Source organism: Luteimonas sp. RC10 (assembly GCF_014192745.1).
In the GTDB taxonomy this organism is placed as follows: Bacteria; Pseudomonadota; Gammaproteobacteria; order Xanthomonadales; family Xanthomonadaceae; genus Luteimonas.
Window position 1 is genome coordinate 593,047 of record NZ_JACHYJ010000001.1, and the last position, 6,489, is coordinate 599,535.

The window sequence follows — 6,489 nt, forward strand, 5'->3', positions numbered from 1 at the left end:
CCACTGTCGATGACCGCTGCGCTGCACGTCGCTGTGCTCGAGGACGAGGCCATGTTGCGCGAGCGGATCCTGCTGCCCGGCCTGCAGCGCTTTGGCTTCGACGCGGTGGGGTTTGCGACCATCGCGGCGTTGCGCGCGCATCTCGATGCGCACCCGGTCGAGCTGGTCGTGCTCGACGTCGGGCTGCCCGACGGCGACGGCTTCAGCCTGGCACGCGCGCTGCGCGAGACACGGCCCCAGCTGGGGGTGGTGATGCTGACCAGCCGCGCCGAGACCGGCGACCGCGTCCGCGGCCTGACCGAAGGCGCCGATGCCTATCTGACCAAGCCGATCGAGATCGACCTGCTCGCCGCCACGCTGCACAGCCTCGCGCGGCGCCTGGACACCATTGCAACGCCCACCGAGGGACGCGACACGCCCGGCCGATGGCGCTTGAGTGCGGATGGCTGGTGCCTGCTGTCGCCGTCGGGCGGTTCGGCGGCCCTGACCCAGAGCGAGCGGCGGCTGTGCCGGCGGCTGTTCGACACGCCCGGCGAACTGGTGGCACGCGAAGCGCTGATCGAGGCGTTGACCGATCAGGTGCATGACTTCGATGCCCACCGCATCGATTCGATGATCCATCGCCTGCGCAGCAAGGCCCGCACGCGCTGCGGCGAAACGCTGCCGCTGACGGCCGTACACGGCCGCGGCTACCTGCTCACGCCGCAGGACTGAGCGGCAACGCGATCCGGAACGTGGTGCCGGCGCCCGGCGCGCTGGTCACTGCGATCGTACCGCCGGCGGTGGTCACCAGCTCATGCACGACTGCCAGGCCCAGGCCAGTGCCGCTGTCGGCCGGCTTGGTGCTGAAGAACGGTTCGAACACGCGCGCGGCCACCTCGGGCGGCATGCCGGCGCCGTCGTCGCGTAGGTCGATCACAACGTGGCCCGCTGCGCATCGCGCCTGGATGTCGAATACGCCCGTGCCATTGATCGCATCGCGTGTATTGGAGGCCAGGTTGAGCAGCATCAGCTCGAACTGGCTGCGGTCAAACAGGATCGGCAGCGGCGCGGTGTCGCGATCGAAGCGCAGCACGATGCGCGCGTCGAGCAGTTGCCGCAGCATCGGTTGCAGTGCATCGATCGCTTCGCCGGCATCGAAGACCTCGACCTGCGTCTCGTCGCGGCGACTGAAGCGCAGCAGCCGGCGGCTGATCGCCATGCCGCGCCGCGCCGAGGCTTCGACCGAGGCCAGGCTGCTCTCCAGCTGCGCGGCGCGCTGGGCATCGCTGCCGCCGTCGTCCTCGTGGCGTTCGGCCGAAAACCCCGCGATCACCGAGAAGATGTTGTTGAAATCGTGCGCCATGCCGCTGGCCATGCGCTCGGTGATTTCCTTCTTCTGCGCGTGGATGAGCTGGGCATGCGTGCGCTCGCGTTCGCGGATCTCCTGCTCGAGCGCCGCGCCGCGTGCATTGGACTCGCGCAGGCTCTCGCGCAGCGCCTCGGTCGTGCGGTCGATGAGGATGGCGACGAGCAGGTAGGTGAACAGCACCGACGGCAGGTTGTAGAACGCACGCGCCGGCGTCTGCGCAAACAGCACGTGCGCGTCCTGCACCGCGCCCAGCACCACGCTCGTTGCGAGCAGCGCAAAGCTCGTCCACAGCGCGCGTCGCCCCAGCACCAGCCCGCTGAGCAGCATCACCAGCAATTGGGCGAGCTGGTCGGGGATCTGCTGCTGCAGGCCGTTGAGCGCCATGTTCACCGCGAACACCGCCAGCAGCACGCCGATCAGCAGCTTGACCGCGAGGCGGAAGCGACCGCGGCGGATCAGCGCCACGCCGCCCAATGCGATCAGACCGATCGCCAGGCTCATCGCCAGCGACACGACGCTCTGCCACGGCAGCCCTTCGGCACGCAGCATCGGCCAGCTGGCCACCAGGGCGAAGGCCACCGTCGCCGGCACGGTCACGCCGAGAAACAGCAACAGCGCCTGGATCACGCGCGCATTGCGCTGGTCGACCGGGTCCATGACCGGTGCGCGATCGAGCCAGCGCAGGAACGGGCGGTACATGGCGAGTCCGGCGGGCGGTGAGAATCGCGTGATATTCCGGCGAGAACGTGCGGGTGACAAGAGGCGCCGACGCCTCGTACGGTCGCAGACGGGGACGCCCTATCCGATCTGGATGACAGGGCCAAGACACGGAAAGCCGGTGGTGGCGGGCGCAAGCCTGCCGCACGACCGCGCTCGCCTTCATGACACGCTGCCGGAGACCTCCGAAATGAACCGCATCTACCGCACCCTCTGGAACGCCGAGCTCGGCCGCATGGTCGTGGCCTCGGAACTGGCGCGCAGCCGCAGCGGACGCCGCGCAGGCGCATTCGTGGCCGGCCTGGTGCTGGCCCTGCCGCTGACCGCACTGGCGCAGGCCACCGCCGTCGGCGTGCAGGCCTACAACACACCGGCCGCTGTCGACGCGGACACCGTGGCGCACTACTTCCAGGCCAGCGGCAGCGCCGACAGCGATGTCGGCGCCTACGTCGAAGGCGACAACGCGCTGGCAGCGGGCGAAGCGGCCTCGGCGATCGGCGCCGGAACGGTCGCGCTGGGCGCAGGCGCGGTGTCGTATGCGAACAATGCGACGGCGGTCGGTCGCGACAGTCTGGCGGTCGGTGATTCGTCGACTGCGCTCGGTGGCGTCCTCGACATCGACTACAGCGCCCTGCCGCGCGGCGTGGTGGTCCACCAGCAGACCGCGGCCTCGGGCCTGGGTGCGACCGCTGCCGGCGCCGGTGCGCAGGCCAACGGCGACTTCAATACCGCGATCGGTGCGCAGTCCGAGACCAGTGGCAAGTCGGCCGTTGCGATCGGTGGCATCGTCGACGTGCGCGAAGACGAGATCGGCTCGAACTTCATGGGCCAGATCCTGCGCAACACCAAGGCAGCCGGCCGCCTGTCGACCGCGATCGGCGGCGGTGCGCAGGCGACCGAATATGCCGCCACCGCGATCGGTGCATTGGCCGAAGCCACCGCGATCCGCTCGATCGCGATCGGCTATCGGACCCAGGCGACCGCTTATGATGCGACCGCAATCGGCGATCGTGCGCAAGCCACGTTCGATTTCACCACGGCGATCGGCTCGGGCGCGCGCGCCAATGCGAAGGGCACCACGGTCGTCGGGTCGAGCGCAAACGCCCTCTATGAGGGCGGTACGGCCCTGGGCAATGCGGCGTCGGCCCGCAATGTCAACGCCGTTGCATTGGGGACGGCATCGGCGGCCGCCGGCCAGAACTCGATCGCGATCGGTAACCGCTCGATGGTCTGGAACGGCGACTTCTTCGCGCCGTCGCCGATCCTGTACCTCAACAGCATCGCCATCGGTGTCGGTACCAACACCTACGGATCGGACTCGATCGCGCTGGGCACCTCGGCCATCGTCGGGCGCCAGCAGGCCAATGGGCTGTGGACCGGCGTCGACAACAGCGTCGCCCTGGGCGCGAACTCGTGGGCCAACCGCGAGAACACGATCTCGGTCGGCCGTACGGGCGCCGAGCGCCAGATCACCCATGTCGCCGCGGGCACCCAGGCCACCGATGCGGTGAACCTGGCGCAGTTGCAGGCGGCCACCAATGAATCCCTGCGCTACTTCCAGGCCAGTGGCAGCGCCGATAGCGACGCGGGGGCATTCGTCGACGGTGACGATGCACTGGCCGCAGGCGAGGCGGCCTCGGCCGTTGGACAAGGTGCAACCGCCGTCGGCGGCGGCGCATTGGCCTACGCCGACACCGCAACCGCGATCGGCAAGGACAGCCTTGCGACGGGCGCGTCGTCGACGGCGCTCGGCGGCATGTTGCAGCTCGACTACGGTGCGATGGGCGAGTTCGGCGTGGTGCTCGACCAGCAGACCGCCGCCAACGGGCTGGCAGCGACGGCACTCGGCGCGGGCGCCCGTGCCGACGACGACTTCAACACCGCGATCGGTGCGCAGACCGAGACCAGCGGCAAGTCCGCGGTCGCGATCGGCGGCATCGTGGATGTGCGCGAAGACCAGCTCGGCGAGGACTTCGCCGGCGTCGAGCTGCAGAACACCCGCGCGGCGGGCCGCCTGTCGACGGCGATCGGCGGTGGCGCGCAAGCGACCGACTACGCGGCCACCGCGATCGGCGCACTGGCCGGCGCGAGCGGCATCCGCGCGGTGGCCATCGGCTATGCCAGCCAGGCGACGGCCTACGACGCGACCGCGATCGGCGACCGCGCCGAGGCGTCGGAAGAATGGGCGACCGCGATCGGCGGCGGCGCACGGGCCACCCACGTCCGAGCGACCGCATTGGGCAGCTTCGCCACTGCGATCGCAGCGCAAGCAACGGCCGTCGGCGAGGCCGCGATGGCCAATGGCGTCGGCGCCACGGCGCTGGGCAGCGGCGCCTGGGCTGCCGCCGAGAACAGCATCTCGATCGGCAAATCCTTCGTGTGGAACAGCAATCCCTGGCGCGAGGAGACCGTCGTGTTCACCGACGGCATCGCCATGGGCACCGGCGCCGAGGTGCATGGCAGCCGTTCGATCGCACTGGGCGCCGGCGCAACGGTCGGCGGCTGGACGATGTTGGAAGCCGACGGCCTGCCCAGCAATATCGACGATGCGGTGGCGCTGGGCGCAGGGTCGATCGCCGATCGCAGCAATACGGTCTCGGTCGGCCGTGTGGGTGCCGAGCGGCAGATCACCAACGTCGCCGCGGGCACGCAGGCCACCGACGCGGTGAACCTGTCCCAGCTCGAGGCGGTGGCCGCGGATGCCTCGCGCTATCTGCAGGCCACCGGCAGCGCCGACAGCGATGCCGGCGCCTACGCCGACGGCGAGAACACGCTGGCGGCCGGCGAGGCGGCCGCGGCCGTAGGGACGGGCACCGTCGCGCTGGGCGCAGGCGCGGTCTCGTATGCGAGCAATGCGACGGCGGTCGGTCGCGACAGTCTGGCGGTCGGTGATTCGTCGACTGCGCTCGGTGGCGTCCTCGACATCGACTACAGCGCCCTGCCGCGCGGCGTGGTGGTCCACCAGCAGACCGCGGCCTCGGGCCTGGGCGCGACCGCTGCCGGCGCCGGCGCGCAGGCCAACGGCGACTTCAATACCGCGATCGGTGCGCAGTCCGAGACCAGTGGCAAGTCGTCCGTTGCGATCGGTGGCATCGTCGACGTGCGCGAAGACGAGATCGGCTCGAACTTCATGGGCCAGATCCTGCGCAACACCAAGGCGCAGGGCCGCCTGTCGACGGCGATCGGCGGCGGTGCGCAGGCGACCGAATATGCCGCCACCGCGATCGGTGCATTGGCCGAAGCCACCGCGATCCGCTCGATCGCGATCGGCTATCGGACCCAGGCGACCGCTTATGATGCGACCGCGATCGGCGATCGCGCGCAGGCCATGTTCGATTTCACCACGGCGATCGGCTCGGGTGCGCGCGCCAACGCGAAGGGCACCACGGTCGTCGGGTCGAGCGCAAACGCCCTCTACGAGGGCGGCACGGCACTGGGCAATGCAGCGTCGGCCCGCAACGTCAACGCCGTCGCCTTGGGGACGGCATCGGCGGCCGCCGGCCAGAACTCGATCGCGATCGGCAACCGCTCGATGGTCTGGAACGGCGACTTCTTCGCGCCGTCGCCGATCCTGTACCTCAACAGCATCGCCATCGGTGTCGGCACCAATACCTACGGATCGGACTCGATCGCGCTGGGCACCTCGGCCATCGTCGGCCGCCAGCAGGCCAATGGCCTGTGGACCGGCGTCGACAACAGCGTCGCGCTGGGCGCGAACTCGCGGGCCAATCGCGAGAACACGATCTCGGTCGGCCGTGCGGGCGCCGAGCGCCAGATCACCAACGTCGCTGCCGGCACCGAATCGACCGATGCGGTGAACCTGGCCCAGCTCGAGGCGGTCGCTGGCGGCCTGGGCGAGCTCTCGGCCAATGCCGTGGTCTACGACGCCGCCGACAAGGCCCGGCTTTCGCTCGCGGGCGCTGACGGCACGGTGATCACCAACGTCGCTGCGGGCGACCTCAGCGAAGCCAGCACCGATGCAGTGAATGGCGGTCAGCTGTTCGAGACCAACACGCGCGTGACCCAGGTGGAAGGCCGCGTGGACGACCTGGACACGCGCATCGGCGATGTCGCCGGCATCGCGCAGAACGCGGTGGCCTACGATGACGCCGACAAGACGCGCATCTCGCTGGCTGGTGCCGACGGCACGGTGATCACCAACGTCGCCGCGGGCGATCTCAGCGAAGACAGCACCGATGCAGTGAATGGCGGTCAGCTGTTCGAGACGAACACGCGCGTGACCGCGGTCGAAGGTCGCGTGGACGATCTGGATACGCGCATCGGCGATGTGGCCGGTATCGCGCAGAACGCGGTGGCCTACGACGACGCCGACAAGACGCGCATCTCGCTGGCTGGTGCCGACGGCACGGTGATCACCAACGTCGCCGCGGGCGATCTCAGCGAAGACAGCACCGATGCAG

General features: G+C 69.7%; 3 protein-coding genes. 2 read left to right on the forward strand and 1 reads right to left on the reverse strand.

From position 1 onward, the window contains the following. Positions 1-9: 9 nt before the first annotated feature. Entirely contained in the window at positions 10-714 is a 705-nt protein-coding gene (locus FHW73_RS02605; RefSeq protein WP_183425140.1) for a response regulator transcription factor, read from the forward strand. Here the strand turns inward: FHW73_RS02605 and FHW73_RS02610 are convergent. After that, a complete protein-coding gene (locus FHW73_RS02610; protein ID WP_183425141.1) occupies positions 698-2,050 on the reverse strand; it encodes an ATP-binding protein in 1,353 nt (450 codons plus the stop codon). The two genes, FHW73_RS02605 and FHW73_RS02610, sit on opposite strands and share 17 nt — an antisense overlap. 208 nt (positions 2,051-2,258) lie before the next feature. On the opposite strand from FHW73_RS02610, the gene FHW73_RS17340 reads away from it, so the two are divergent. Beyond that, positions 2,259-6,489 (forward strand): ESPR-type extended signal peptide-containing protein (locus tag FHW73_RS17340; RefSeq protein ID WP_255492548.1); only part of this gene is annotated, 4,231 nt, incomplete at its 3' end.

Excerpts from the sequence above, each read along its gene's own strand:
- FHW73_RS02605 (WP_183425140.1), top strand. The coding sequence starts at position 10 with ATGACCGCTGCGCTGCACGTCGCTGTGCTCGAGGACGAGGCCATGTTG.
- FHW73_RS02610 (WP_183425141.1), bottom strand. The coding sequence starts at position 2,050 with ATGTACCGCCCGTTCCTGCGCTGGCTCGATCGCGCACCGGTCATGGAC.